21 protein-coding genes and 2 tRNA genes are annotated in these 25,414 nt (G+C 64.6%); 11 read left to right on the top strand and 12 right to left on the bottom strand.

From position 1 onward, the window contains the following. Window positions 1–80: 80 nt before the first annotated feature. Together L6D77_RS05275 and L6D77_RS05280 are read left to right on the top strand one after the other, a co-directional pair. Complete coding sequence (locus L6D77_RS05275) at window positions 81–773, top strand: DUF1266 domain-containing protein (protein WP_232882372.1); 693 nt, start codon at window positions 81–83, stop codon at window positions 771–773. Next, on the top strand, window positions 770–3,415 hold the full coding sequence (locus L6D77_RS05280; protein ID WP_232882373.1) for a J domain-containing protein: 2,646 nt from the start codon (window positions 770–772) through the stop codon (window positions 3,413–3,415). The genes L6D77_RS05275 and L6D77_RS05280 overlap by 4 nt, the downstream gene beginning before the upstream one ends. Here the strand turns inward: L6D77_RS05280 and L6D77_RS05285 are convergent. From L6D77_RS05285 to L6D77_RS05295, 3 genes are all read right to left on the bottom strand, one after another. Next, window positions 3,409–5,115 (bottom strand): molecular chaperone HscC, encoded by a 1,707-nt coding sequence (locus L6D77_RS05285; RefSeq protein WP_232882374.1) that lies wholly within the window; start codon window positions 5,113–5,115, stop codon window positions 3,409–3,411. The genes L6D77_RS05280 and L6D77_RS05285 overlap by 7 nt on opposite strands. A gap of 171 nt (window positions 5,116–5,286) precedes the next feature. Further along, window positions 5,287–5,363 (bottom strand) — tRNA-Asp (locus L6D77_RS05290). Window positions 5,364–5,376: 13 nt separating this feature from the next. After that, window positions 5,377–5,452 (bottom strand) — tRNA-Val (locus L6D77_RS05295). A gap of 205 nt (window positions 5,453–5,657) precedes the next feature. Here L6D77_RS05295 and rdgC point away from each other — a divergent pair. From rdgC to sugE, 3 genes are all read left to right on the top strand, one after another. Continuing rightward, on the top strand, window positions 5,658–6,578 hold the full coding sequence (gene rdgC, locus L6D77_RS05300; RefSeq protein ID WP_232882375.1) for a recombination-associated protein RdgC: 921 nt from the start codon (window positions 5,658–5,660) through the stop codon (window positions 6,576–6,578). A gap of 275 nt (window positions 6,579–6,853) precedes the next feature. Further along, window positions 6,854–7,315: a hypothetical protein gene (locus L6D77_RS05305; protein WP_232882376.1), complete on the top strand. Its 462-nt coding sequence runs from the start codon at window positions 6,854–6,856 to the stop codon at window positions 7,313–7,315. 159 nt (window positions 7,316–7,474) lie between these two features. Continuing rightward, entirely contained in the window at window positions 7,475–7,792 is a 318-nt protein-coding gene (sugE, locus tag L6D77_RS05310; RefSeq protein WP_153784979.1) for a quaternary ammonium compound efflux SMR transporter SugE, read from the top strand. A 19-nt stretch (window positions 7,793–7,811) separates the two neighbouring features. Here sugE and L6D77_RS05315 read toward each other — a convergent pair whose 3' ends face one another. Both L6D77_RS05315 and L6D77_RS05320 read right to left on the bottom strand, forming a co-directional pair. Beyond that, the gene (locus tag L6D77_RS05315; protein WP_232882377.1) at window positions 7,812–9,686 is read right to left on the bottom strand and encodes an MFS transporter; all 1,875 of its coding nucleotides are present in this window, start codon (window positions 9,684–9,686) and stop codon (window positions 7,812–7,814) included. 99 nt (window positions 9,687–9,785) lie between these two features. Beyond that, complete coding sequence (locus L6D77_RS05320; protein WP_232882378.1) at window positions 9,786–10,925, bottom strand: TDT family transporter; 1,140 nt, start codon at window positions 10,923–10,925, stop codon at window positions 9,786–9,788. A gap of 159 nt (window positions 10,926–11,084) precedes the next feature. On the opposite strand from L6D77_RS05320, the gene L6D77_RS05325 reads away from it, so the two are divergent. Continuing rightward, window positions 11,085–12,275 (top strand): MFS transporter, encoded by a 1,191-nt coding sequence (locus L6D77_RS05325; protein WP_232882379.1) that lies wholly within the window; start codon window positions 11,085–11,087, stop codon window positions 12,273–12,275. Between the two features lie 222 nt (window positions 12,276–12,497). Next, window positions 12,498–15,974, top strand: a complete 3,477-nt coding sequence (locus tag L6D77_RS05330; RefSeq protein WP_232882380.1) for a hybrid sensor histidine kinase/response regulator — start codon at window positions 12,498–12,500, stop codon at window positions 15,972–15,974. Here the strand turns inward: L6D77_RS05330 and L6D77_RS05335 are convergent. After that, a complete protein-coding gene (locus L6D77_RS05335; protein WP_232882475.1) occupies window positions 15,946–17,304 on the bottom strand; it encodes a DNA recombination protein RmuC in 1,359 nt (452 codons plus the stop codon). The two genes, L6D77_RS05330 and L6D77_RS05335, sit on opposite strands and share 29 nt — an antisense overlap. Window positions 17,305–17,485: 181 nt before the next feature. Further along, the gene (locus L6D77_RS05340; RefSeq protein ID WP_236170019.1) at window positions 17,486–17,899 is read right to left on the bottom strand and encodes a tetratricopeptide repeat protein; all 414 of its coding nucleotides are present in this window, start codon (window positions 17,897–17,899) and stop codon (window positions 17,486–17,488) included. Between the two features lie 944 nt (window positions 17,900–18,843). Here L6D77_RS05340 and L6D77_RS05345 point away from each other — a divergent pair. The 3 genes from L6D77_RS05345 to L6D77_RS05355 all read left to right on the top strand — a co-directional run bounded on the left by L6D77_RS05345 (window position 18,844) and on the right by L6D77_RS05355 (window position 21,220). Further along, window positions 18,844–19,068 carry a hypothetical protein gene (locus tag L6D77_RS05345; RefSeq protein ID WP_232882382.1) on the top strand — a complete coding sequence of 75 codons (225 nt, stop codon included), beginning with the start codon at window positions 18,844–18,846 and terminating at the stop codon, window positions 19,066–19,068. Window positions 19,069–19,313: 245 nt separating this feature from the next. Further along, window positions 19,314–19,787 carry a hypothetical protein gene (locus L6D77_RS05350; RefSeq protein WP_232882383.1) on the top strand — a complete coding sequence of 158 codons (474 nt, stop codon included), beginning with the start codon at window positions 19,314–19,316 and terminating at the stop codon, window positions 19,785–19,787. A 155-nt stretch (window positions 19,788–19,942) separates the two neighbouring features. After that, a complete protein-coding gene (locus tag L6D77_RS05355) occupies window positions 19,943–21,220 on the top strand; it encodes an OmpP1/FadL family transporter (protein WP_232882384.1) in 1,278 nt (425 codons plus the stop codon). A 43-nt stretch (window positions 21,221–21,263) separates the two neighbouring features. Here L6D77_RS05355 and L6D77_RS05360 read toward each other — a convergent pair whose 3' ends face one another. Continuing rightward, window positions 21,264–22,193: a LysR family transcriptional regulator gene (locus L6D77_RS05360; protein WP_236170020.1), complete on the bottom strand. Its 930-nt coding sequence runs from the start codon at window positions 22,191–22,193 to the stop codon at window positions 21,264–21,266. Window positions 22,194–22,308: 115 nt separating this feature from the next. On the opposite strand from L6D77_RS05360, the gene L6D77_RS05365 reads away from it, so the two are divergent. Continuing rightward, a complete protein-coding gene (locus tag L6D77_RS05365) occupies window positions 22,309–22,569 on the top strand; it encodes a DUF2798 domain-containing protein (protein ID WP_232882385.1) in 261 nt (86 codons plus the stop codon). 409 nt (window positions 22,570–22,978) lie between these two features. On the opposite strand, the gene L6D77_RS05370 is transcribed toward L6D77_RS05365, so the two are convergent. The 4 genes from L6D77_RS05370 to L6D77_RS05380 form a co-directional block, all read right to left on the bottom strand. Next, entirely contained in the window at window positions 22,979–23,530 is a 552-nt protein-coding gene (locus L6D77_RS05370) for a glutathione peroxidase (RefSeq protein WP_232882386.1), read from the bottom strand. A gap of 42 nt (window positions 23,531–23,572) precedes the next feature. After that, the gene (locus tag L6D77_RS27285) at window positions 23,573–23,695 is read right to left on the bottom strand and encodes a hypothetical protein (RefSeq protein ID WP_269807413.1); all 123 of its coding nucleotides are present in this window, start codon (window positions 23,693–23,695) and stop codon (window positions 23,573–23,575) included. Continuing rightward, entirely contained in the window at window positions 23,692–24,894 is a 1,203-nt protein-coding gene (locus L6D77_RS05375) for an MFS transporter (RefSeq protein ID WP_232882387.1), read from the bottom strand. The genes L6D77_RS27285 and L6D77_RS05375 overlap by 4 nt, the downstream gene beginning before the upstream one ends. A gap of 64 nt (window positions 24,895–24,958) precedes the next feature. Further along, window positions 24,959–25,363: a MarR family winged helix-turn-helix transcriptional regulator gene (locus L6D77_RS05380; protein WP_232882388.1), complete on the bottom strand. Its 405-nt coding sequence runs from the start codon at window positions 25,361–25,363 to the stop codon at window positions 24,959–24,961. Window positions 25,364–25,414 lie beyond the last annotated feature (51 nt).

Here is a 25,414-nt window from a genome sequence, read left to right on the forward strand (position 1 = left end):
CACCGGAACCGTAACCCCACGCCGCCAACCATTGCATTACAATCCGCGCCAGTTCCCCCGCGCCCCAGGATCGATTTTTCATGGACGAAACCGCGCAGCACTGGCTGTATGCCCTCTCCGCCCCCATGGCCGCCCTCAACGGCGCCAGCTACACCGCCGCCGAATACTACGAAGGCGAAGACCAGTCCGACCTGGAACGCTGGTGGGGCATCAGCAACCGCGCCCATCTGCTGGACATGCTCGGCATGGCCGACACCGGCCACGCCACCGAGGTGAGCGAGGCCTACTGGCAATTCCAGCGCTGCCTGCCCAGCCAGTGGCAAGCCCTGCTCGACGGGCTCACTCCACGTGAGCGTATCCGCCACGAATTCGCCGCCCGCACCTTCCCCGACTGCGGCCCGGGCGGCACCCGCGCCTGGGACCTGGGGCGCATGAGCTTTCTACTGCGCGCCGGGTTCAAGAAGGGCCTGATCAGCCACGACGAGAGCCTGTACCTGCACTACCGCCTGGCCCTGCGCGCCCGCCACTACTACAACCGCTGGGACACCTACCTGGCCGGCTACCTGTTTGGCAAGGCGCTGTGGAACGTCAGCGACAGCAGCGACGAGACCTTCGCCGCCAACCTCGAACGCCAGGGCAGCGAACACTGGAACCGCTGCATCGTGCTCAACCTGCGCCACGGCGCCCACGAACTGCTCGCCGGCCTGCCGTGGGACTTGCCCCTGCCCGAACCTGAACGCCCCACCACGCTGGAAGAGGATTGCTGGTCATGAGCTGCTGGATTCGCCTGGGGATCGAGCCCACCCACGACCTCGACGCCATCCGCCTGGCCTACCGTGGCCGGCTGCCCGCCCACCACCCCGAGACCGACCCGGAAGGTTTCAAAGCCCTGCGTGCGGCCTATGACGAAGCCTTGCGCCTGGCCCGCGAGCAAGAGCCCGCGCCACCTGATGACAGCGAGCAGCCGGCCGAGGAAGCCGCCGCGCATCCGGCGCTGACCAGCTTCCACACCCTGCTCGAAGAGCCGGCCCTGCGCTTCGACCCGCAGGCCTGGCAGCGCTACATCGCCGAGCTGGACGAGTTGCCGCTGGATGAGCTGGACGAACTGAGCTGGCAATTGCTGCGTGCCCTGTACGACTGCGGGCCGCTGTCGCACCAGTGCGCGGGCCTGCTGGCGCGCCGCCTGGCCTGGGACCAGCAACTGCTGCGCCTGGAAGACCCGCAACCGGTGGAAGCCTTCCTGCGCCGGCTGGATGAGCCCGACCCGTTCGACACCGGGCTGATGCGTGACTGGCCACCCACCGCGCAAATGGAAACCCTGTGGTACCTGCGCAGCCTGGAGCACTGTTTCCAGCAGCGCCCGCTGTTCGAGTACGAGCAGTTCGCCAGTGTGCACACCTGCCTGGCGATCCCCAATGACGACGCCCTGGTCGAGCGCCTGATGGTGCAGTTCAGCCAGGCTGGCATCGCCAGCAGCACTTTCCATGGCCTGCTGCAGGAGCGCTTGCGCCAAGCGCCAGACGACGCCGACCTGCTCTACCTGCTGGCCCGCCAGGCCGATGCCCTGGGCGCCGAGGCGCAAGCGCTGGAATGCTGGCTGCGGCTGTACCGCGAACACCAGCATCCACAAGCCGAACGCTGGCTGCTGGACCTGTGCGCGCAGCGCCAGCCCCAGCGCCTGCCGCTGCTGATCCAGGCCTTCGACCGGCAGCACACACCGGCCGCCTGGCCCGCCGACCTGGCCGACCCGGCCCAGGCCTGGGGCAGCCCGGGGCAGGCGCCGCAAACCCTGACGCGCTGGGCCGAGGCTTCGCGCCAAGGGCTCGACGGCATCGCCGCCACCTTCGTCGACTGGTGCCTGGACGGTGACGACGAGCTGCCGCTGCTGGCCTGGCTGCTGCAAGAGCAGCCCGACCGCGAGCTGCACCGCCTGTATTGGCAGGCCTGGGCGCTGCAACGCGGCGAGGCCGGGCTGCTGCGCCTGATCACTGACCAACCGAACAGCGCAGAGCCCCTCGACGCGTTGATCCTCGAAGGTTTCCAGCGCCAGGCCAGGCAACAACTGCACTGGCTGGAGCACTCCCCGGTGGTGCAGGCGCTGGTGCAGTTCTGCGCCAGCGACGACCCGGCGCAAACACTGCCCGAGGCGCTGAGCGAGGCCGCCGTGCACCCGGTGTGCCGCGAATGGTTGCGGCGCATGCGGGTGTATTCGGCCCGGGCGCTGCATGAACTGGACAGCCACTTCGAGTTGCGGCGCATGTTCACCGTGCCGTTCGCCGTGCAGTTGCAGGCCAACCTGGCCGGGGACGGTGTACTGATGCCGCCGCAACCGCAAGGCGAGGCCTTGTGGGACTGGCATCGTCAGCAGCTGTTCATGCTGGCCCTGCTCGAGCAGCCGGCGCGTTGGCTGGCCCTGATCGACCCCGCGCTGACGGGGCAACTGCAGTACCCGAGCGAGCACCCGTTCGCCAACCTGCACGCCTTGCTGCACACCAGCGCCGAAGGCGGTAGCGGCCTGCTCGGCAGCCTGGATACCCGCGACCCGCTGCAACGCGCCGTGGCCAACCGCCTGCTCAGCCTCAGGCAAGCACTCGACAGCGCCCGCCTGCCCAGCGCCGTGCAACTGGCGGCCTGCCTGGACAACGACGACGGTGGCCTGCTCAACGATTCCACCCTGGGCTACCTGCTGTTCTGCGCGGTGCTGTACCACGACCGCTCGCTGGATGAGGAACAGCGCACACGCCTGCGCAACCGCCTGGAGGCGGTGGACCTGCACGGTGCCTGGTTCGAGCCGCTGCGCCGTGGCCTGGTGGAGGGCAAGGTCAAGCACCCGGCCCCCGAATACGTGGCCGCCCAAGGTGTCGAAAGCCGCCCCTTCAACCACGCGCTGGACGCCCTCGACAGCCTGCTCAACGATTGCACCCCGCCCAAGGTGAAGGTGCTGCGCGCGCTGCAAAAAGCCAAGGACGACCCGCAGCAGGACCTCGGCCTGCGCTGCGCGATCACCGCGCTGCTGGCCTGGTCCGAGCGCATGCTGCGCAACGACCTGCAGCACAAGCCCGCGCCGTTCTGGGCCGTGTGGAAGCTCAATAGCCGCCTGAACCGCTCAGGTTTTGGCCTGCACCTGGTCGCCATCACCCTGTGCTACAGCCTCATGCTGACAATGCCAGCACTGATCCTGGTGATCATCGGGCTGGTGATCAGCGCCCTGCTCAGGCGCCTGCACGACCTCAATCGCGGCGTACCCTCACTGCTCCTGCTGGTGGTGGTCAGCCGCCTGCTGCCATTCGTGCCCTTCCTGTTGCTGGGCTGGCCTGGCGACCGGCTGCCGAACCGCTATGGCTCGGCACCGGGGCAGCCGGGGCTGCTGGAAGACAGCCTGCAGGCCACCCTGCGGCGGATGAACGGTCAGTAGCGCAGTTCGTCGAGCGCCTGGCTCAAGGCCTGGCGCTCGCGGCTGATCTCGCTGGCCTGCTGGCGGGCCAGCACGTTGTTGAAGGCATCCAGCCAACCGCTGATCAACTCGCGTTCATCGCCCAGGCTCTGCATCCAGGCACGTTCAAGGCGCGCCAGCAGGGTGCGGTTGGGCAGCGTGTCGCGTGGGTGGATCTTGAGCTTGGCCAGGCGCGCCTGGCTGGCCTGGCGCGCATCGGCATCCAGGCCGGTGGGGCTGCGGTCGATGCTGTGGCTGTGCTTCTGGCCGCTTTCGAGGAAGGTCACGTCCACTTCCAGCAGGCCGTTGATGTCGTAGCTGAAACGCACGTCCAGCGACTGGACCTGGCCGGTCTGCTCCAGCGGGATCTCGAAACTGTCGACCAGGATGTTGTCGCGCACCCACGGCCGCTCGCCCTGGTAGACGGCAATACGCACGAATTTCTGCTCGGCATGGCTGCTGTAGAAGCGCTGCACCTTGGAGGTGGGGATCACCGTATTGCGCTCGATGATCGGCGAGAACGCGCCGGTGACGTCTTCGCCCCGCGAAGAGGCGACGCCCAGGGTGTAGGGGCAGACATCGGTCAGGATCAGCTCGTCGATGGCCGCGTCACGGGCCTTGCAGGCGGCCTGGCTGGCGGCGCCGAGGGCGACGATAGTGTCCGGGTCCAGGTGCCGGTACGGCAGGCGGCCGAACAGCTTGGCCACCAGTTGCTGCACCTGCGGCATGCGCGTGGCACCGCCGACCAGCACCAGGCTGTCCAGCTCCCGTGGGCTCAGCCGGGCATCGCGCAGGGCCTGCTCGATGGGGGTGCGCACCCGCGCCAGCAAAGGTGCCCAGATGGCCTGCAGCTTGAGTTCGTCGAGCACCCATTCGCGGGCCTGGCCGTCGCCGCTCCAGCTGAGCGTGCGGCTGCCCTCGCCCGCCTCGCGCTTGAGCTGCTCGATGGCGTCGCGCAGGCTGGCCAGGGCCTGGCCTTCGAGGTCTTCGAGGGCCAGGTTCCAGTCGCGCAGGCAGGCCAGCAGCAAGGCCTCGGTGAAGTCCTCGCCGCCCAGGTAGTTGTCGCCGGTGGAGGCATGCACCTCGATCAGCGGCAGCGCGTACTCCAGCACCGTGACGTCGAAAGTGCCGCCGCCCAGGTCGAACACCAGGGTGCGCTCGAACTTCTGCTCGTGCAGGCCGTAGGCCATGGCGGCGGCAGTCGGCTCGTTGATCAACCGTTGCACGGTCAAGCCGGCAAGCTCCGCGGCGAACAATGTGCGTTTGCGTTGCTCGTCGCTGAAATAGGCCGGTACCGAGATCACCGCCTCGCTCACCGCGCAGCCCAGGTAAGCCTCGGCATCCTGCTTCAAGGCGCCCAAGACCAGGGCCGACAGCTCTTCGGGGCTGAAGCGGTGCTCGCCCAGTTCATAGCGTTTGTCGCTGCCCATGAAGCGTTTGAACGCCGCAGCGGTGCGCTGCGGATGAGTAGTCAGGCGCGACCGTGCAGCCTGGCCGACGAGGATGCTGCCGTCGTCATCGACGCTGACCACCGACGGGGTCAGCACTTCGCCCAGGGCATTGGGGATCAGCTGCGCGGCGCCATCGCGCCAGACGGCAATCAGGCTGTTGGTGGTACCGAGGTCGATACCCAGTAAGGGCGTGGGCTGTGTCGCGGAGGGAGCGAGGCTGGCATCCTGCATGGTCGGTCTCGTGCTGGCGATAAGAACCGGCGCACGGCCTGCTGGCCACTTGCGGCGGACAGGGGATTCTGACCGGTCCGGCGCACCGGCGAAGGCCAGAAACAAAAAAAGCGACCCTAAGGTCGCTTTCTCTGTTGCTTCAGGGTGTTCAGTGGGCCCTGAAGCTTAATATGGCGCGGCGGACGGGACTCGAACCCGCGACCCCCGGCGTGACAGGCCGGTATTCTAACCGACTGAACTACCGCCGCGCTATACATCGAGTGGTGGGTGATGACGGGATCGAACCGCCGACCCTCTGCTTGTAAGGCAGATGCTCTCCCGGCTGAGCTAATCACCCTTCGTCTCGGTGTGGTGCGCATTCTACGGAGGGGCCTGCACCCTGGCAAGCACTTTTTTAAATTTTTTTGAATAATTTTCAAGGACCTAGCGCAGCCGCTGTTTTCTTCCTTTATAGAGGACTGGTGGCCCTCTGACAGGGTTGGCCTGAACCCACCGCTCGGAGAATAATGCCCGCCTTATGCATTAAGGAGAGATTGCCCCCCATGTGGTTCAAGAACCTGCTGACCTACCGCCTGACCCAGGATGTCCCGTTCGAGCCTGAAGCACTGGAAGCTGCCCTGGCCAGCAAGCCGGCCCGCCCCTGCGCCAGCCAGGAACTGACCACCTACGGTTTCGTCGCCCCGTTCGGCAAGGGCGAGGACGCGCCACTGGTGCACGTCAGCGGTGAATTCCTGCTGATCGCCGCACGCAAGGAAGAACGCATCCTGCCCAGCAGCGTGGTCAACGATGCGGTGAAGGAGAAAGTCGAAGAGATCGAGACCGAGCAGATGCGCAAGGTCTATAAGAAGGAACGCGACCAGATCAAGGACGAGATCATCCAGGCCTTCCTGCCACGCGCGTTCATCCGCCGCTCGATGATCTTCGCCGCCATCGCCCCGCGCCAGGGCCTGATCCTGGTCAACTCGGCCAGCGCCAAGCGCGCCGAAGACCTGCTGTCGACCCTGCGCGAAGTGATGGGCTCGCTGCCGGTGCGCCCGGTCAGCGTCAAAGTCGCCCCGGTCGCCACCCTGACCGAATGGGTCAAGGCCCAGGCCCCGGCTGCCGACTTCTATGTACTGGACGAATGCGAGCTGCGCGACCAGGCCGAAGACGGCGGCATCGTCCGTTGCAAGCGCCAGGACCTGACCGGCGAAGAGATCCAGCTGCACCTGAGCACCGGCAAGGTGGTCACGCAACTGGCCCTGGCCTGGCAGGACAAGCTGTCGTTCGTGCTCGACGACAAGACCGTGATCAAGCGCCTGAAGTTCGAAGAGCTGCTGCAGGAGCAGGCCGATCAGGACGGCGGTGACGAAGCCGAGCAACAGTTCGATGCCAGCTTCCAGTTGATGATGATGACCTTCAACGAGTTCCTGCCGGCGCTGTTCGAAGCATTGGGCGGAGAGGAGATTCCGCAGGGGGTCTGAGGCCCCTGAACTGCCGGTGCTGGCCTGGGGAATTTCTTCAGCCAGTACTGGCCCTCTCGCCTGCAAACTTAACTGGGCTCATGATCTTGGACACATTCACTGGGCGATAAAGCCCATGCCCATAAACGCCCCTTCCCGCTTTGCGCCGCTTCCCTGCCCCACTAAGCACATGCCTGCCCTTACTGGAATAGCTTCCTGCTGCGCCTCCCTGAAACCACTACGTAGGCTGACTTTGCTTCAACGAGTCAGACAACGACCTATCAGGAGGCAAGTCCATGAGCATTCCCACAATCGATTCCACAAAATCTTTCACAGCTGATGTCTACATTCTCGACAGCAGCGCCAAACACCCTGTCCGCATCAACGAAGACGGCTGGCTGACAGTTCTGCAAGACAACGTCTTGCCGACAACCTTATGGTTCGGGTGCTATCAGGAAGATGGCGAAGACTTTTTCATCATCAAGGAATACACCAAAGGTGCCAGCAATTTCGACACTGCTATCAATATCAGCAGCAACGACTTCCTGGGCTTGTACAAAAATTCGTCCAGACCCTGGAAAGTCAAGAAAGCAGACGGCAGTGCAGTGGCAAGACAGATTGGCGCCGACATCGACGTGTCGATCTGCACCAAGGGCGGCAGGAGCTGGAAGGTAAGCGAAAACTTCCTCAAAGTGCGTGATGGTGAAGGAAGCCAGATCCAGATCCATGTGCATAAATGGGGCATCAGTCGCTTTTGAATGAGTGCCGTGGTTTCACGTCTTGGCGCGGATTACCGGACCGCTGCTTGCCTTGCCGCCTTTGAGTGGGCACTATAGTGCGCACTGTGAGGACGACCTCACGACGCTGTGCGTGATCGTATCGGGGACGGCCCCATCATTAATAGATGGAGACACACCATGTCCTGGATCATCCTGTTCTTCGCCGGCCTGTTCGAAGTCGGCTGGGCTGTCGGCCTCAAGTACACCGACGGCTTCACCCGCCCCCTGCCCACCGTGCTGACCGTCGGCGCCATGGTCATCAGCCTTGGCCTGCTGGGCCTGGCCATGAAAGAGCTGCCGCTGGGCACCGCCTATGCCATCTGGACCGGCGTTGGCGCCGTGGGCACCGTCATTGCCGGGATCATCCTGTTCGGCGAGTCCATGGCGCTGATCCGCCTGGCCAGTGTCGCCCTGATCGTCACCGGCCTGGTCGGCCTGAAGGTCAGCGCCAGCTGACCTTCTGCTTCATCCCTTCCTAACGTAGATCGCCGCGCAGCAGGCTTACCTGTTCGCGCAGCACTTCGGGCTGCGCCGCCTCCACCGGGATGGCGGCGCCTGCCACGATCGTCACCCGCGACCACAGGCGCTTGAAAAAGCCCTTGTTCGGATCGCGACTGAAGAAGCTGCCCCACAGCCCCTGCAACGCCAGCGGAATCACCGGCACCGGCGTTTCCGACAGGATCCGGCTGACCCCACCCTTGAACACATCGATCTCACCGTCGGCACTGAGCTTGCCCTCGGGGAAGATGCACACCAGCTCGCCCTCGGCCAGGTACTGCTTGATGCGAGCGAAGGCACGTTCGTAGATCGCCTCGTCCTCACCACGCCCGGCAATGGGGATGGTGCCGGCAGTGCGGAAGATGAAATTGAGCACCGGCAGGTTGTAGATCTTGTAGTACATGACAAAGCGGATCGGCCGGCGAATGGCGCCGCCGATCAACAGCGCATCGACGAACGACACGTGGTTGCACACCAGCAATGCCGCACCTTCATCAGGGATACGCTCAAGCTCGCGGTGCTGCACCCGATACATCGAGTGGCTGAGCAGCCAGATCAAAAAGCGCATGGTGAATTCCGGCACGATGCGGAAGATATAGGCGTTGACCGCGATGTTAAGCAGCGACACCACCAGGAACAGCTGCGGGATGCTCAGCTTGGCCAGGCTCAACAGGACGATGGTGACGATCGCCGACACCACCATGAACAGCGCGTTGAGGATATTGTTGGCGGCGATCACCCGGGCCCGCTCGCCTTCGGCGGTACGGGCCTGGATCAACGCGTACAGCGGCACGATATAGAAGCCGCCGAAAATACCCAGGCCAACGATCGAGGCCATGATCCACCAGGCCTGGCTCATGCCCAGCAGGTCCAGCCAACTGTGCGGCGCCGCGCCTGCCGGCACATCGCCCGAATGCCACCACCAGAGCAGGCCGAACAAGGTCAGGCCGAACGAGCCGAACGGCACCAGGCCGATCTCCACCTTGCGCCCGCTCAAGCGTTCGCACAGCAGCGAACCCACGGCGATGCCCACCGAGAACAGGGTCAGCACCAGAGTGACCACGGTCTCGTCGCCGTGCAGCCAGTCCTTGGCGTAGGCAGGGATCTGCGTGAGGTAGATGGCGCCGACGAACCAGAACCATGAGTTGCCGACGATCGAACGCGACACCGCCGGGGTTTGCCCCAGGCCCAGGCGCAGGGTGGCCCAGGACTGCTTGAAGATGTTCCAGTCGAGTTTCATTTCCGGCGCGGCAGCCGCCGCCCGCGGGATCCAGCGGCTGGCCAGGTAGCCGAGCACAGCAGTGCCGAGCACCCCGCCAGCCACCACCGTGGCATAGCTGGAAGCCGACATCATCACCCCGGCGCCGATGGTGCCGGCGAGGATCGCCAAGAACGTCCCCATTTCCACCAGGCCGTTGCCGCCCACCAGCTCTTCTTCGCGCAGGGCCTGGGGCAGGATCGAGTATTTCACCGGGCCGAACAGCGCCGAATGGGTACCCATGGCGAACAGGGTCAGCAGCATGAGCTCCAGGTGGCTGGTGAGAAAGCCGATGGCGCCAATGGCCATGATCACGATCTCGGCCAGCTTGATCGCGCGGATCAGCCGGTCCTTGGCGAACTTCTCGCCAAACTGCCCGGCCAGCGCCGAGAACAGGAAGAACGGCAGGATGAACAGCAAGGCGCAGAGGTTGACCCAGATCGAGCGGTCGCCTTCCAGGCTCAGCTTGTAGAGGATCGCCAGGATCAACGACTGCTTGAACAGGTTGTCGTTGAACGCGCCCAGCGACTGGGTGATGAAGAACGGCAAGAAGCGCCGCTTGCCGAGCAGGGTGAATTGCGAGGGGTGACTCATCGTCCGTGTACCTGGTTGGGCTTTGTCATTGGAGGCACGCTCAGCGCCAGAAGCCACAAATCTGCACGGGAATGGTCACCCAAGGCAAGCCGTGGCCCCTCAGCGCTGGGCAATGCACGGCGACACGAACAGCTCGCCACGCCATGCCCCACGCAGGGTCCGGCTGGCCACCAGCGCCCAGAGCATGGCCAAGGCCACCACCAGCACCTGGCCGAACACCAGGAAGAAGCCGAGCTGCAGCCAGGCCGCCAATTTCAGGGTGGCCAGGCAGTACACGCCCAGTGGGAAGGTAAAGCCCCACCAGCCCAGGTTGAACGGCATGCCCTGGCGCATGTAGCGCAGGGTGATCAGCACCGCCGTCAGCAACCACCACAACCCCGCGCCCCACAGCACGATGCCCGCCACCAGGCCCAGGCCACGGGCCACCTCGCCCAGCGAACCCAGGCCATTGGCGGCGAACACCGCCGGCGCGTCGCCACCGAGCACCAGCATGCCCAGCGCACCGGTGCCGATCGGCCCGAGGGCCAGCCAGCTGGACGCCGCCATGTTGGCCGGCGGCAGCTTGTGCAGGGCCATGCGCAGCATGAGGATGGTGAGTATGCTGAACGCCACCGGCAGCGACACCGCCCACATCACGTAGCTGGTGATGACCACCAGGAACTGGGCATGGGCGTCCGCCAGGTGTGGCGCCAGCAGCCCGCCGCTGGCGGCGGCGACTTCGGCGGCCACCACAGGCAGCAGCCACACCGCGGTCATCTGGTCGATGCTGTGCTCCTGGCGGGTGAACATCAGGTACGGGATGGCCACCCCGCACAGCAACGCCAAACCAACATCCAGCCACCACAGGCTCTCGACCCACGGCACCACCGCCTCGCCCCAGCGCGCCAGACCGAACACCAGCGCGCCATTGAGAATCGTGGCCAGGCCCATGGGGATGGTGCCGAAGAACATCGACACGGTGGAGTGGGCGAAAATCCGCCGGGCCTCGTCGAAGAACAGCACCCAGCGGGCGCCATAGAGGACACAGAACAGGGCGAACAGGCCGATGGTCAGCCACCAAAGGCCTTCGGCCACGGTGTCCAGCAGCGGGATCTGCACCTGATGAAAGGCCAGTGCCAGCACGCCAGTCCCCATGGTCGCGGCGAACCAGTTGGGGGTGAACTGGCGGATCACCTCGCGGGGATGGGCCAATTGGCTGAACGGGCGCCACGACGGGGCGCGGGTCTGGGTGCATGGCATGGGCTGTCTCCTGGCCTTGTGTAAGGTGGATTCATCTTATGCCTTTGAAGAATATCTATATAACGGGTAATTTCTCTATCTGTTATCGATTTTAAAGATATAGCCTATGCCACGGCGCCTGGCATATGCTTGGCCGCTAACAAAGACAAGGATCCGTCGATGCTCCGCGCCCTTAAAAGCTACCCTGCCGCCGTCCGCCTGCTGCTGCTCACCACCTTCACCCTGACCACGGCCCGGGCGATCACCCTGCCCTACCTGGTGGTGTACCTGTCCGCGCACATGGCCCTGTCGATCGGCCAGACGGGGCTGCTGGTCGGTGGCGCGATGTTCCTGGCATCGTTGCTGAGCCTCTATGGCGGGCACTTGGTCGACACCCTGCGCAGCCATACGCTGATCGTGGCGAGCGCGGTGGTGTTCGCCCTGGCCATCGCGGGGATGATGGCCAGCACTTCGGCCGTGCTGTTCTTTTGCTTCCTGGTGGTGACCAACCTGGCCCAGACCGTGGTCGATATCGCCGCCAAGGCGGGGTTCTGCGCCTTGCTGCCCGAAGACAAGCGCGGCGAGGTGTTCGCCATCAAGTACACCTTCAACAACATCGCCTGGGCCGCTGGCCCCATGCTCGGGGTGCTGCTGATCGAAGCCGACGACCACCTGCCGTTCCTGGTGTCGGCCCTGATCGGCCTCGGCCTGAGCCTGATTTATTACCGCCTGGGCGAACGCGGCCTGTCGAGCCAGGGTGAGCGCGCGCCCGCGGCAGGTTTCATCCAGGTCGCCCTGGGCATGCTGCGCGACCGGCGCTTGGTGTGCTTCACCCTGGGCGGCGTGCTCAGTGCCGTGGTGTTCGGGCAGTTCACTGCCTACCTTTCGCAGTACCTGGTGGTGAGCATCCAGGACCCCGCCGAAGTGGCGCGGCTGGTGAGCTACCTGGTGACCACCAACGCCCTCACGGTGATCGCCCTGCAGTACCTGATCGGCCGGCGCATAACCCGCCAGCACTTGATGCCCTGGCTGATGGCCGGCATGGCCATGTTCGTCGCCGGGTTGCTGGGGTTTTCCCTGGCCGGCTCGGCACTGGCCTGGTGCCTGGCCATGCTGGTGTTCACCCTGGGCGAAATCATCGTCATTCCCGCCGAGTTCATGTTCATCGACCTGATCGCGCCGGAACATCTGCGCGGGATCTATTACGGCGCGCAGAACCTCTCCAACCTGGGCGCGGGGCTGGGGCCGATGCTGGTGGGCCTGGCCCTGGGGTACATGGCGCCAGCGGCGGTGTTCTACCTGTTGATCGGGTCGGTGATGCTGGCGGCGGTGTTCTACTGGCTGGGGACGCGCGGGGCGCAGCAGCCCTAGGTGAATTGGTTCGGCCCTATCGCTGGCAAGCCAGCTCCCACAGGTTCTACGCAGCTCCCGAAGTTCGCGCTGTTTCTGTGGGAGCTGGCTTGCCAGCGATGGGGTCGACACCGATGCCTGCGACGTCCTGCCACTGCGACCAACGTCGGCGCTGACGAACCCGCCCCCGCGTGCCAGACTGATTGATCGTGACCGCGTTACATTTTTTGCTCCGGAGTTTGCATGTCGTTGTCCAGCGGGCTGATCGCCGTGGTCGCCCTGGCCTATATGGCCATCATGTTCGCCATCGCCTTCTACGGCGACCGCCGCAGCACCCCGTTGCCGCCGAAGCTGCGTGCCTGGGTGTACAGCCTGTCGCTGGCGGTGTACTGCACCAGCTGGACCTTCTTCGGCGCGGTCGGCCAGGCCGCCGAGCAACTGTGGGCGTTCCTGCCGATCTACCTGGGCCCGGTGCTGCTGCTGATCTTCGCGCCCTGGGTGCTGCAAAAGATGGTGCTGATCAGCAAACAGCAGAACATCACCTCGATCGCCGACTTCATCGCCGCCCGCTACGGCAAGTCGCAAACCCTGGCGGTGGTGGTGGCGCTGATCTGCCTGGTCGGCGTGCTGCCCTACATCGCCCTGCAGCTCAAGGGCATCGTGTTGGGGGTGAACCTGTTGATCGGCGCCAACGCCGACGCCACCGGCAGCCGGGTGCAGGACACCGCGCTGGTGGTGTCGCTGGTGCTGGCGCTGTTCGCCATCGTGTTCGGTACGCGCAGCCTGGACGTCACCGAGCACCACCGTGGCATGGTCCTGGCGATCGCCTTCGAGTCGCTGGTCAAGCTGCTGGCATTCCTCGCCGTGGGCGCCTTCGTGGTGTTCAACCTGTACGACGGCTTCGACGACCTGTTCACCCAGGCGCGCCAGTCGGTGCACCTGGAAAGCTACTGGCAGGAGACCATCAACTGGCCGTCGATGGTGGTGCAGACCGCCGTGGCGATGATGGCGATCATCTGCCTGCCCCGGCAGTTCCACGTCACCGTGGTGGAGAACATCGAGCCCCAGGACATGCGCCTGGCGCGCTGGGTGTTCCCGCTGTACCTGGCGCTGGCCGCGCTGTTCGTGGTGCCCATCGCCCTGGCCGGGCAGATGCTGCTGCCGGGCACGGTGATCTCCGACTCGTTCGTGATCAGCCTGCCGCTGGCCGAAGCCCACCCAAGCCTGGCGCTGCTGGCGTTCATCGGCGGCGCCTCGGCGGCCACCGGCATGGTCATCGTCGAGGCCGTGGCGCTGTCGACCATGGTCTCCAACGACATGCTGCTGCCCTGGCTGCTGCGCCGCAACAACGCCGAGCGGCCGTTCGAGGCATTCCGCCACTGGATGCTCTCGGTGCGCCGGGTGACCATCGTGGTGATCCTGCTGCTGGCCTACGTCAGCTACCGCCTGCTCGGTTCCACCGCCAGCCTGGCCACCATCGGCCAGATCGCCTTCGCCGCAGTGACCCAACTCACACCGGCCATGCTCGGCGCGCTGTACTGGAAACAGGCCAACCGCCGCGGCGTGTTCGCGGGCCTGGCCGCCGGTATCTTCCTGTGGTTCTACACCCTGGTACTGCCGATCGCCGCCCATAGCCTGGGCTGGTCGCTGTCGCTGTTCCCGGGGCTGGCCTGGCTGCACGGCAACCCGCTGGGCCTGCCGATCACCCCGCTCACCCAAGGCGTAGTGCTGTCGCTGGCGGGCAACTTCACCCTGTTCGCCTGGGTCTCGATCCTGTCGCGCACACGGGTCTCGGAGCACTGGCAGGCCGGGCGTTTCATCGGCCAGCAGACCAGCGCCCGCCCCAGCAGCAAACCGCTGCTGGCGGTACAGATCGACGACCTGCTGAACCTGGCCGCGCGCTTCGTCGGCGAAGAGCGCGCCCGACAGAGCTTCATCCGCTTCGCCTACCGCCAGGGCAAGGGCTTCAACCCCAACCAGAACGCCGACGGCGACTGGATCGAACACACCGAGCGCCTGCTGGCCGGGGTACTCGGCAGCTCGTCGACCCGCGCAGTGGTCAAGGCGGCCATCGAAGGCCGCGAGATGCAGCTCGAGGATGTGGTGCGCATCGCCGACGAGGCCAGCGAGGTGCTGCAGTTCAACCGTGCGCTGCTGCAGGGCGCCATCGAGAACATCAACCAGGGCATCAGCGTGGTCGACCAGAACCTGCACCTGGTGGCCTGGAACCGCCGCTACCTGGAGCTGTTCAACTACCCCGACGGGCTGATCAGCGTCGGCCGGCCGATCGCCGACATCATCCGCTACAACGCCGAGCGCGGCCTGTGCGGCCCGGGCGAGGCACAGGTCCATGTGGCGCGGCGCCTGCACTGGATGCGCCAGGGCCGCGCGCACTCCTCCGAGCGGCTGTTCCCCAATGGCCGGGTCATCGAGCTGATCGGCAACCCGATGCCCGGCGGCGGCTTCGTCATGAGCTTCACCGACATCACCCCGTTCCGCGAAGCCGAGCAGGCCCTGCGCGATGCCAACGAAGGCCTGGAGCAGCGGGTGGCCGAGCGTACCCACGAGCTGTCGCAGCTCAACCAGGCGCTCACCGAGGCCAAGAGCCGCGCCGAGGCCGTCAGCCAGTCCAAGACCCGTTTCCTCGCCGCAGTCAGCCACGACCTGATGCAGCCGCTGAATGCCGCGCGGCTGTTCTCCGCCGCGCTGTCGCAGCAGGCCGAGGGCATGAACGACGAAGCCCGGCAGCTGGTGCAGCACATGGACAGCTCGCTGCGCTCGGCCGAAGAGCTGATCAGCGACCTGCTGGACATCTCGCGCCTGGAAAACGGCAAGGTCACCCCCGACGTCAAGGCCTTCGCCCTCAACGAGCTGTTCGACACCCTGGGTGCCGAGTTCAAGCTGCTGGCCGCCGAAAAAGGCCTGGCGTTCCGCCTGCGTGGCAGCCGCCTGCGGGTGGACAGCGACATGAAGCTGCTGCGCCGGGTGCTGCAGAACTTCCTCACCAACGCCCTGCGCTATGGCAAGGGCCCGATCCTGCTGGGCGTGCGGCGCCAGGGTGAGCGGCTGTGGCTGGAAGTGTGGGACCGCGGCCCGGGCATCGCCGACGACAAGCTGGCGGTGATCTTCCAGGAGTTCAAACGCCTGGACAGCCACCAGACCCGCGCCGAGAAAGGCCTGGGCCTGGGCCTGGCGATTGCCGACGGCCTGTGCCGGGTACTCGGCCACCAGCTGCAAGTGCGCTCCTGGCCGGGCAAGGGCACCGTGTTCCGCGTCAGTGTGCCGATTGCCCGCAGCGCAGCGCCGAGCGTGCCGACACCGACAGAGCAGCCAGGGCAACCGCTGGCCGGGCTGCAGGTGCTGTGCGTGGACAACGAAGACAGCATCCTGATCGGCATGAACAGCCTGCTCAGCCGCTGGGGCTGCCAGGTGTGGACCGCGCGCAACCAGGCCGAATGCGAAGCGCTGCTGGCCAAGGGGCTGCGCCCGCACCTGGCGCTGGTGGACTATCACCTGGACGACGGCGAGACCGGCACCGGGCTGATGGGCTGGCTACGGGCGCGCCTGGGCGAGCCGGTACCGGGGGTGGTGATCAGTGCCGACGGGCGCAACGAGACCATCGCCATGGTCCATGCCGCCGGCCTGGACTACCTGGCCAAGCCGGTCAAGCCCGCAGCGCTGCGCGCCCTGCTCAATCGGCATCTGAGCCTGGTTCAGTAACCGCTTCGTCGCTCAGGGCGCGCTCGATCAACTCGGCCGGCAGGCTCTTGCTGGCCCGGGCGCCGAGCAGCTTGAGCTGCTCGCTGCGGCTGACCAGGTTGCCGCGCCCTTCACAGAGTTTGTTGCGCGCAGCAGCGTAGGCCTTGTCGACCTGTTGCAGGCGGGTGCCGAGTTCATCCAGGTCCTGGATGAACAGCACGAACTTGTCGTACAGCCAGCCGGCGCGCTCGGCGATCTCGCGGGCGTTCTGGGTTTGCCGCTCTTGCTTCCACAGGCTGTCGATCACCCGCAGGGTGGCCAGCAAGGTGGTTGGGCTGACGATCACGATCTGCCGGTCAAAGGCTTCCTGGAACAGGTTCGGCTCAGCCTGCAGCGCCGCCGAGAACGCCGCCTCGATGGGCACGAACAGCAGCACGAAATCGAGGCTGTGCAGCCCATCGAGGCGGTTGTAATCCTTGCTCGACAGGCCTTTGACGTGGTTGCGCAGCGACAGCACATGCTGCTTGAGCGCGGCGTCGTCGTTATTGCTGACGAACTGCTGGTAGGCGGTAAGGCTGACCTTGGCGTCTACCACCACCTGCTTGTCGCCCGGCAGCATGATCAGCACGTCAGGCTGGAAGCGCTCGCCATCGGCGCTCTTGAGGCTGACCTGGGTCTGGTACTCGCGGCCCTTTTCCAGGCCCGCGTGCTCCAGCACCCGCTCGAGGATCAGCTCGCCCCAGTTGCCCTGGGTTTTCTGGCCCTTGAGTGCCTGGGTGAGGTTGGTGGCTTCGTCAGACAGGCGCAGGTTGAGCTGCTGCAGGCGTTCGAGCTCCTTGCCCAGCGAGAAACGCTCGCGGGCCTCTTGCTGGTAGCTTTCCTCGACGCGTTTTTCGAAGGCCTGTATGCGCTCCTTGAGCGGGTCGAGCAACTGGCCCATCTGCTGCTGGCTGGTCTGGGCGAAGCGCTGCTCGCGCTCATCGAAGATCTTCGTGGCCATTTCGGCGAACTGGGCGCGCAGGGTGTCGCGGGCTTGCTGCAGGTCTTCCAGGCGCTGCTGGTGGCTTTCCTGCTGCTCACGCAACTCGGCTTCCAGGCGCGCGGCCTGCGCTTCGAAGCGGCGTAGTTCGGCCTCGCGATTGGCGCGTTCCAGGCTCCAGGCGTGGGCGGCGTCGCGGGCGTTGTCGCGGTCGATCTGCAACAGCTCCAGTTCGCGGCCCTGGGCGGCCAGCTGGGCCTGCTTGACGGTGTTGGCTTCGCTCAGGTCGCTGATCTCGTCACGGCCCGCGTCGAGCTGGGCCTGCAGGCCTTCCTGGGCCAGCTGGGCGCTGTTCAGGCGCTCTTCGAGCAAGGCCCGCTCATTGTCCCGAGCACCCTGGCGGCGCTGAACCTGCATGACCCACCCCAGGCAGGGCAAGGCACCCGCCACCAACCCCAGCAGAATGCTGGCCAGATCCACTGCCATGCTTACCCCGAACGATCTTTTGCGAATGCTGCGCAGCTTATCAGCCTGGATGCGACACTGCCCGTGCCTACAGGGAGGCTAACTGCTTCAACAGCCGCCGCGCCTCCTGCGAGCCCTGCCCCGCCGCCTGCCCCAGCCAGTAGCGTGCCTGTTCGGGCTCCTGCGCCTGGCATGCACGCCCATACTCCAGCTGCGCTCGGCGATCACCGGCACGCGCAGCCTGGCGCAGCAATTCATGGCCGATGCGCCGGTCACGGGCGTTGCCACAGTCGCGGCACAGCATCTGCCCCAGGCGGCTCTGGGCCACCACCACGCCCTGGCGGGCCGGCTGTTTGAGCATGCGCCCAGCCAGGTGCTTGACGCTGGGTTTGTCGCCCAGCCGCGGGCTGTCGAGCAGCCACAGGGCAACCTTCAGGGAAAACCGTTTTTTGGGGGGCAGCGATGCATCCGGACTGGCGAGGTGTTTACCGCGAAGCTTCATGACCAACAGCGTAGGTGACTCAAGAGGCGCGCCACTCTACTCTTTTTTTTTCGCCACGGCCCGGCAGACTTTTGGCCAAGATCGATTTTTTTTTTCATGTTTTTTTCTTGACGTTTTCGCCGGGCGGATTTCCTTGCCACGGCACAACCCCGATTGTCGGACACTTGCCCAAACTGCTGGCACGCCCGTGCTAGAGCAAGCGCCCGGGACAATCCACAGAAGCTGTGGATAACTCGGTGGACAACCACTTCGAGAAGCCCGCAAAGCCCGATGAAACGTGGCCTGCAGTCAAACTGTCGATTTTTTCACCAGTAAAAATTAGTGTTTTTTTTCATTGACTTAAGCTCGCAGTCAAGTCATTGGCGAGGCCTTGGCAGCCTGTTGCACGCGGCTAACAGCCACTGTCTCAAATGTGTACAAGTGCACCATCAAACAGCATGGGCGTGCCCGAAAAAAGGCCATCCAGGTATTGGACGGGGCATTTCCCCTCTTCCCAGCACCGACAAGAATCGACATAATGGCGGGCTTCGCTAAAAACAACTTGATACTTGCCAACCCTCGATCATTCGTGTAGGGTTCGCCCCGTTAGTACCCAGTTGAAAATCAATTCCGGCCACACAGTCCTCGCAGCCCCCCTCTCGACCACGAGCAGGCGCTGCCCCATCAGGACCGGCCCATTCGATGATCCACTTGGCAGCCAACGCTGCTCAAGCACGAATCACGTCTCAGATTGATCAGGATCTTCCCCGGCGCCTCGAACCCTGGCCCCGGTGTGCTGCCTGCCTTTTGTCGTACCTACCAGTCAGCCCAGCGCCCACCTTTGATGCGCCACTCTGGCTGCCCTGTTCCAGTCAGGTTCTGCGTCTCCTTAATAAAGACGTCACTGGAACGTTTCTATTGTGCACGGATCAAACCCCGTGTCTTACGCAGGAACATCCAACAATATGAGTAACCATCATCAAATTCAGGTTGCCGCCGGCACCCTTTCCAAAGCCTTCGCTCCACTGAAGTGCCTGATCGTTGCGCCCCGCAAGGGCAGCTTCAGCTTCACCCTGGTCGACGAGTTTGGCGTTGCTTGCCACACCGAACGCCTGTACCCGGACCAGTACACCCGCGCCGAGCCCTTGCAGGCAGTGATCGAGCGCACCCGCCAATCACTGGTCGCATGAACGAATGGCGCGCGATTCATGCCGTGAATCCATGCCCATGCAAGCTGCCTGAAGGTTCTTGGCTTAATTGCCAGCGGGTATATGCCCCGCAACCTCAGGCAGCAATCGATTTAAAAACAGCCCTTTACACCATGCTTATCACACTACACTTCAACTCGAGCGGCCGTGGTCGCTTCCGACGGGCCTGACCACTCACCAGCTGCCAAGCTCCAGCGCCCGTCGGTCCTGATCTGGTCGAGGGCACCATGGGCATCGCTGCGAACGAGTTGAGTCGATACGTGATTCGGCCAACGCTGATCTACCTGAACCGCCACTGCGAAAGCGCCGAAGCATTGTTACTGGGCGTTGCCGCAAGCCAGTCGGCACTGGGCTCGGCCTTGCACGACCGGCGCGGCCACGGCCTGTACCGCATTGCCGAGCACCGCCACCGCTGCCTGTGGGACCAGTTCCTGGCCCGCGACCCGGAACTGGCCAGCCTGGTCCGTGGCCTGGCCAGCCAGCACGCCTTCCTCGGCGGGCCGCACCTGGAACTCACGGTCAACCTGCGCTACGCCACCGCCATCGCCTGGATGCTGATCGAAGAGCAGGCCCCCCCATTGCCCGCCGCCGACGACCTGCTGGGGCTGGCACGGATCTGGCGCCAGACCTTCAACCCCCAGGGCCGCTTGCGTGATTTCACCCGGGCCTGGCAGCACTGTATCGAACCCGTCACGGCATAGCCGTGCTGAGAAGCGTTCTCGAATACACCCCGGAAAAAAGGAATTTTGGTCGGATTGTCCTACAAAACCGCTCTATCTCGTGCATTACAGCCTATGGCGTGGAGCGAGATTTGTTGGTAGCTTTCCGACCCGGAGATCCCAAGGAGTTTCTAATAATGAAAAAAGCAATGCTCAAAACCTCCCTCGGTATTGCCGTTGCCCTCGCTTCCAGCCACTTGCTCGCCAGCGGTTTCGCGCTGAACGAACAAAGTGTCAGCGGCATGGGGACAGGTTTCGCGGGTCGTTCTTCTTCTGCCGAAGATGCCAGCACCGTGTACGGCAACCCGGCGGGCATGGCGCGCCTCAAGCGCGAACAAATTACCGTGGGTGGCGCAGCCATCTTTGCAAAGTCCGACATTTCCGGCCGTGGCAGCAACCTCGGGGGGGAAACCGATGGTGACATGGTCCCGGTCGTCGGCGTGCCGATGGGTTACTACGTCAAGCCGATCGACGATCACTGGAGCGTCGGTTTCGGTGTGTACGTACCGTTCGGCCTGGTCACCGACTACGGCAGCGGCGACGCCGCACGCTACTGGGGCAAGAAGAGCCACGTTGAAGTGGTGACCTTCCAGCCGACCGTCAGCTACGCCTTCAACGACAAGGTGTCGATCGGTTTCGGTCCGACCATCAACCGCATCAAGGGCGAGCTGGGCTCGAACACCGTCAACCCGCTCACCCCTGGCCGCAACGACGGCGAAGTGAAGATCAAGGGTGACGACACCGCCGTCGGCTACAACATCGGCATCATGATCCAGGCCACCGACCGTACCCGCATCGGCCTGACCTACCACTCGATGGTCGACTACAAGCTCGAAGGCGATACCAAGGTCAACAACGCCTTCCTTGGCGCCTACAGCGGCAGCAAGTTCGACGCCGAACTGAAGATCAAGACGCCGGAGTCGGCCGACTTCTCGATCACCCACGAGCTGGATGACCAGTGGACCCTGTACGCAGGCACCACCTTCACCCGCTGGAGCCGTCTGAAAGACATCACCGTCACCAACGAGTTGCCGGCACAGGTTGCCGCCAACCCGATCGGGCGTGGTCTGGGTACCATCACCGAAGAGCAGAACTGGCATGACACCTGGGCTGGCGCCATCGGTGCGGCCTACAAGGTGAACAAGGAGTGGACCCTGCGCACCGGCTTCTCCATGGACCAGTCGCCGACCAACAACCACGACCGCTCGCCGCGCATCCCCACTGGCGATCGCAAGATCTTCAGCCTGGGCGCCGGCTACAGCCCGACCGACGACATGACCATCGACGTGGCTTACTCCTACCTGTGGGAGGAAGACACCAAGGTCAACCTGGCAAGCTCGACCAAGGGCAGCTACCAGGCCAAGTACGAAAACAGTGCTCACGGTGTCGGTGCTTCCCTCACCTACCGCTTCTGAGTCACTGCCGCAGCATGAAAGAACCGCCCACGTGGCGGTTTTTTCATGCCTGAACGGGCCAGCTGTCGCCCAGGCAGTCCTGCAGATACGCCATGAAGGCACGCACCTTGGTGGTCATGGCATGGCGATCGGCCAGGCACAGGTAGACATCCATCGGCTCGGTCTGGGCATAGGCCTGGGCGTCGTCGCTGAACTCGAACAACGGCACCAGCCGCCCGGCGTCCAGGTGTGGGCGTGTGATGAAATCGGCCAGTCGGGTGATACCGCCATCGTTCAGCGCCATCTGGGTCAGGGCATCGATGTCGTCGCTGATCAGCACCGGGCCGAACTGCGCCTCGAAACGCAAGCCATCGCGCATGAAGCCCCAGGGCAGGTAGCGCCCATCCACCGGGTAGCGGAACACCAGGCAGCGATGCTCACGCAGCGCCTCGGGCGTGGCGGGCCAGCCGTTGGCGGCCAGGTAACCGGGCGAGGCGCAGCAGATGAAGGGGATGCGCGCGATATGCCGGGCCAGCAGGTGATCTTCAAGCTGCGGGGTGATGCGCAGGCTGACATCGACGTCCTCGCGGGCATGATTGACCTTTCGGTCAGTCATCACCAACTCTATCGAAAGCTGCGGATAGCGCGCGGCAAACGCCGGGATCAGCGGCGCCAGCACATGCCGGCCAAAGGCCGAACTCGAGGCAATGCACAACCGGCCTTGGGGTTCGCTATCGGGCGTGGTCACGGCTTGCTCGGCCAGGGCCAGGTCACGTTCGATATGGCTCACCCGCGCGTAGTACAGGGTACCTGCTGGTGTAAGTGCCATGCTACGGGTGGTGCGCGACAGCAGGCGGACTTGCAGATGGCTTTCCAGGCGCGCCAGGTTCTGGCTGACTGCTGCTGGGCTAAGCCCCAGCGTGCGGGCGCCCCCGGCAATGCTGCCGGCCTCGACCACCTTGATGAAACTGCGGATGGCGTTGAGCAAGTCCATGTCGTGCCCTTCGGATTCGTAAGAATCTCTTTATAAAGAACACACTGGGCGGGGTCTACAGGGGCCTAGGTAGTCGTTGCTAACCTGCGCCCTCACCTTTCGCACAGGAATAGCCATGAACGAGCCCCTTACACTGCGCAACCGACGCAAGCTGCACCCAGGTGCGACACCCTATGTCTTTGCCTTTTTCATGTCGGGGATCATGGCCATGCTGATGTGCTTCGTGATCACCGCAGCCACCGCCGGGGTGGATGCCGATTACCTGAGCAAGGTGCTCAAGGCCTACCAGCTGGCGATGCCGGTGGCTTTTGTTTGTGTGCTGATGGTGCGGCCAGTGGTGGTTCGACTCGTGGCGCTGACGGTGCACCCTCATTGAGGTGAGGTTGGGCCTCAAGATGCAGGTCGGGATATTGGGTGAGGGCCACCAGGCGTTCGCGGGGGCATTTGCTGCGCTCTCAAGATCGAGCGCCGCCCGCGCGGCGCATCGCTGGCAAGCCAGCTCCCACATCTGTTTCGGGCCAGTCACTCCTGTGGCTTCATCGCTGTACGCCTTGTTGGTACGACGCGGTGTTGAGGTGGGCACCACTGACGCCTCGCCTGACTTGAGACATGCGCCAAGGCGGGCAGCGGTACCTTCACAGGCATAATTGGCCCGAAATAAATGTGGGAGCTGGCTTGCCAGCGATGCGCCGCGCGGGCGGCGCTCGATCTTGAGAGCGCTGCAGATCTGTCGGCGAGCACCTGGCGACCCACATGCAATCCCAAGACAGAAGCCAGAGCATCACTCACGGCTGCGAAGCAATCGCCTTCTCGATCGCCGCCGTAAACGCCGGATCATCCGGTTTGGTCAGGCTGGAGAAATTGCCGATGACCTTGCCCTTGCGGTCCACCACGTACTTGTAGAAGTTCCACTTCGGTGCGCTGCTCTGGTGCGCCAGCTCGACAAACAGCGGGATCGCATCCTTGCCCCGTACCGGCTGGGTCTTGGTCATGGTGAAGGTCACGCCGTAGTTGGCGTAGCACACCTTGGCGGTCTTCTCGCTGTCGGCGTCTTCCTGCTTGAAGTCGTTGGACGGCACGCCCAGCATCTCTAGCCCTTGGCCGTGATAAGTCTTGTAGGTGGTTTCCAGCCCTTCGAACTGCGGGGCGAAGCCGCAGTAGCTGGCCGTGTTGATCACCACCAACGGCTTGCCGGCGAAGCGCTGGCACAGGTCGATCTGCTCCTTGCCACGCAGTTCGGGCAAGCTGCCCTGCAGCAAGGCCGGGCAGTCAGCCGCCCAGCTGGAAGTCGCTGCGGCCAGGGCCAGCAGGGGTAAGGTCAGCCAGCGTGCATGCATCAGGGGTGCTCCTGCAGGAAAATGCTTCCTGCAGGGTAGCGCTTAACACAGGCTCATGCCCAGCTGCAGCAACGCCAGCCCGCCCTGGTGCCAGCCCCACCAGGCCAGCGCCAACAACAGCAGCACGGCGACGGCCAGCAAGCCGCGCCCCAACAGGCGGTTCATGCCGCCTGCGCCTGCAACCGGGCGACCGGGCGCTCTCGCACCGGCCAGTTCAGTGCAGCGGCCAGCAGGCTGAGCAGGATCGAGATCTGCCAGACCAAGTCGTAGCTGCCGGTCTGGTCGTACACCACACCGCCCAACCAGCCGCCGAGGAAGGCGCCCAGCTGATGGAACAGGAACACGATCCCGCCGAGCATCGACAGGTTGCGCACGCCGAATAGCGTGGCCACCGTACCGTTGGTCAAAGGCACCGTCGACAGCCATAGCAGGCCCATGGCGATACCGAACAGGTAAGCGCTCACCTGGGTCACCGGCGCCCACAGGAACAGCACGATCACCACCGCCCGCAGCAGGTACAGCGCGGTCAGCAGGCGCGGCTTGGACATGCGCCCGCCCAGCCAGCCGGCGGTGTAGGTACCGACGATGTTGAACAACCCCACCAGCGCCAGCACCGTGGTGCCGGTGATGGCCGGCAGGTGCTGGTCGACCAGGTAGGCCGGCAGGTGCACGCCGATGAACACCACCTGGAAGCCGCAGACGAAGAAGCCCAGGGCGAGCAACCAGAAGCCCGAATGCGAGCAGGCCTCGCGCAACGCCTGGCCAAGGCTCTGCTCGGCGCCATGGGCAGGCATCGGGTTGTCGCGCAAAAAGCCCACCAGCGGCACGATCAAGGCCACCATCAGGCCCAGCACCAGCAGCGCCGCCGACCAGCCCAGCCACTGGATCAGGCCGAGGGTGCCGGGCAGCATGGCGAACTGCCCAAACGAACCCGCCGCACTGGCGATGCCCATGGCCATGCTGCGTTTTTCCGGCGGCACGGCGCGGCCAACCACGCCGAGAATCACCGAGAACGAGGTGCCGGACAGGCCGATGCCGATCAGCAGGCCGGCACTGAGCGACAGTGACCAGATCGAGTCGGCCATGCCCATCAACACCAGCCCCGTGGCGTACAGGATGCCGCCAATGATCACCACCTTCGCCGCGCCCAGCCGGTCGGCCAGCGCGCCGGAGAACGGCTGGGCCAGGCCCCAGATCAGGTTCTGCAGGGCGATGGCGAAGGCGAACACCTCGCGGCCCCAGCCGAAATCGGCGCTCATCGGTGCCAGGAACAGGCCGAAGCCATGCCGCACACCCAATGACAGCGCCAGGATCAGCGCCGCCCCCAGAAGTACCCAACCGCTGGTCCGCCATACGGAAGTCATTGTCGTTGTCTCCAGCACATCGCAAGGTTTATGCGGGTATATACCCGCTTATGATCGTCATGGATCAAGCCAGCCGCTCCAACAGGCGCACCAGCTCGTCGCGCTGGCCTTCGCCCAGTTGTTCCACCAGTTGCTGCTGGGCCTGCTGCCAAGCCGGGTGCGCCGCTTCAAGCCGCGCCCTGCCCGCCTCGCTCAACAGCACCAGCCGATTGCGCTGGTCGTCGCCGTCGGCCAGCCGCACCAGCCCTTCGGCTTCCAGCACCCGCAGATTGCGGCCCAGGGTGCTGCGCTCAAGGCCCATGGCTTCGGCCAGGCTGGTGATGCTCGGCCGGTCGAGCCGCTGCACATGGCGCAGCAGCGAAAACTGGGCGACATTGATGCCGAAGCCGGCAAGGGCCTCGTCGTAATGCCGGCTCACCCCACGGGCGGCGCGACGCAGATGGGTACAGATGCATTCACTGGTCAGCATGGATACGTGTATATACCCGCAATATGGATGTTGCAAGAAGTTTCAGGGTTC

Origin of the sequence: Pseudomonas parasichuanensis, assembly GCF_021601385.1 — a bacterium.
Lineage (GTDB): Bacteria > Pseudomonadota > Gammaproteobacteria > Pseudomonadales > Pseudomonadaceae > Aquipseudomonas > Aquipseudomonas parasichuanensis.

Excerpts from the sequence above, each read along its gene's own strand:
- L6D77_RS05340 (WP_236170019.1), bottom strand. The coding sequence starts at position 17,899 with ATGAAGCTTCGCGGTAAACACCTCGCCAGTCCGGATGCATCGCTGCCC.
- L6D77_RS05360 (WP_236170020.1), bottom strand. The coding sequence starts at position 22,193 with ATGGACTTGCTCAACGCCATCCGCAGTTTCATCAAGGTGGTCGAGGCC.
- L6D77_RS05330 (WP_232882380.1), top strand. The coding sequence starts at position 12,498 with ATGTCGTTGTCCAGCGGGCTGATCGCCGTGGTCGCCCTGGCCTATATG.
- L6D77_RS05320 (WP_232882378.1), bottom strand. The coding sequence starts at position 10,925 with ATGCCATGCACCCAGACCCGCGCCCCGTCGTGGCGCCCGTTCAGCCAA.
- sugE (WP_153784979.1), top strand. The coding sequence starts at position 7,475 with ATGTCCTGGATCATCCTGTTCTTCGCCGGCCTGTTCGAAGTCGGCTGG.
- rdgC (WP_232882375.1), top strand. The coding sequence starts at position 5,658 with ATGTGGTTCAAGAACCTGCTGACCTACCGCCTGACCCAGGATGTCCCG.
- L6D77_RS05370 (WP_232882386.1), bottom strand. The coding sequence starts at position 23,530 with ATGCATGCACGCTGGCTGACCTTACCCCTGCTGGCCCTGGCCGCAGCG.
- L6D77_RS05375 (WP_232882387.1), bottom strand. The coding sequence starts at position 24,894 with ATGACTTCCGTATGGCGGACCAGCGGTTGGGTACTTCTGGGGGCGGCG.
- L6D77_RS05350 (WP_232882383.1), top strand. The coding sequence starts at position 19,314 with ATGGGCATCGCTGCGAACGAGTTGAGTCGATACGTGATTCGGCCAACG.
- L6D77_RS05285 (WP_232882374.1), bottom strand. The coding sequence starts at position 5,115 with ATGCAGGATGCCAGCCTCGCTCCCTCCGCGACACAGCCCACGCCCTTA.
- L6D77_RS05355 (WP_232882384.1), top strand. The coding sequence starts at position 19,943 with ATGAAAAAAGCAATGCTCAAAACCTCCCTCGGTATTGCCGTTGCCCTC.
- L6D77_RS05380 (WP_232882388.1), bottom strand. The coding sequence starts at position 25,363 with ATGCTGACCAGTGAATGCATCTGTACCCATCTGCGTCGCGCCGCCCGT.
- L6D77_RS27285 (WP_269807413.1), bottom strand. The coding sequence starts at position 23,695 with ATGAACCGCCTGTTGGGGCGCGGCTTGCTGGCCGTCGCCGTGCTGCTG.
- L6D77_RS05305 (WP_232882376.1), top strand. The coding sequence starts at position 6,854 with ATGAGCATTCCCACAATCGATTCCACAAAATCTTTCACAGCTGATGTC.
- L6D77_RS05365 (WP_232882385.1), top strand. The coding sequence starts at position 22,309 with ATGAACGAGCCCCTTACACTGCGCAACCGACGCAAGCTGCACCCAGGT.
- L6D77_RS05325 (WP_232882379.1), top strand. The coding sequence starts at position 11,085 with ATGCTCCGCGCCCTTAAAAGCTACCCTGCCGCCGTCCGCCTGCTGCTG.
- L6D77_RS05275 (WP_232882372.1), top strand. The coding sequence starts at position 81 with ATGGACGAAACCGCGCAGCACTGGCTGTATGCCCTCTCCGCCCCCATG.
- L6D77_RS05280 (WP_232882373.1), top strand. The coding sequence starts at position 770 with ATGAGCTGCTGGATTCGCCTGGGGATCGAGCCCACCCACGACCTCGAC.
- L6D77_RS05315 (WP_232882377.1), bottom strand. The coding sequence starts at position 9,686 with ATGAGTCACCCCTCGCAATTCACCCTGCTCGGCAAGCGGCGCTTCTTG.
- L6D77_RS05345 (WP_232882382.1), top strand. The coding sequence starts at position 18,844 with ATGAGTAACCATCATCAAATTCAGGTTGCCGCCGGCACCCTTTCCAAA.